General features: G+C 41.9%; 2 pseudogenes. Both read right to left on the reverse strand.

Annotated features, from left to right (window positions below):
- Positions 1-479 (reverse strand): annotated as a pseudogene (locus tag A3761_RS24575) (hypothetical protein); the annotation flags it as partial.
- Positions 480-955: pseudogene (locus A3761_RS28210) on the reverse strand (hypothetical protein); the annotation flags it as partial. It abuts the pseudogene before it with no gap.

Below are 955 nucleotides of genomic sequence, written 5' to 3' on the forward strand. Positions count from 1 at the left end.
CCTATCGGTACGACACGCAATCGAGGCACACCCGTAGCATAAACAACATCTTTGATATCGAAATTAGCATGACTTAAGTAGTCCGTTATACCAACCCCTGCCTCACCAATAATTAACTGCTCAAGGCTAGGCGCATATAAATTAGCGTCAATAAGTAAACTTGTCTTGGCTTTATCAAGCGCGAAAACACTTGCCAAGTTCATCGAAACATAACTCGCTCCTCCCTGATGACTAATGGAGGTTACCATGCAAACAAAATTCTTTTTGTTGCTTTTTTTCATTAGCTGGGTGCGCAGCTCTCTAAATATATTCAGCACTCTAATATTTGTGCGCTGCCCACTAATTAGCTTCAGTTGCTCCAGCTCCTCAACTGAAAACCGATCAACCTCTCCCATTCGACCAATTTCTGGGGAATCTTTAGAGGGCAAATTATCTAACCCATGCACATTAGAGCGTTCACCATGAGAAATATCACTCATTTAAATCATTCCTACTTTTGCAGCAAATGCCAGGCCAACATAAGCCCCCATAATTAAAATGGAAAGCACCACACATATTATCATATCCACTCTAACTACACGCTTGGTAAAAGATGTCTTAATATGTGGTATAACTGCCAATGTAGCTACATCAAACTCATGCAACTTTTCGGGAAACCGAATTCTCTGATCAACAAATATATAGACAACAGCTAAACCAATAATAGCTAAGAATCCGGCAATAGGCCCTAATAATACAAAATGAAGAAAACGTAAGCCCACAGGGTTTAACGGCGGCAATGCTGGCTCTTGAATTCGATAGGTAACTCCTTGTCCCTCTACATTCAAGGTCATCGACAAACGAGCCTTTTCTTTTCGCTCTAACATGTCTTCATAAATTCGTTTGGTAACCGTGTAGTCACGAGTAAGCTCAGCTTCCTCTGCCCCGCGCTCTGCGATACGTTTGCGACGCTCAA

The organism is Oleiphilus sp. HI0123, from assembly GCF_001635315.1.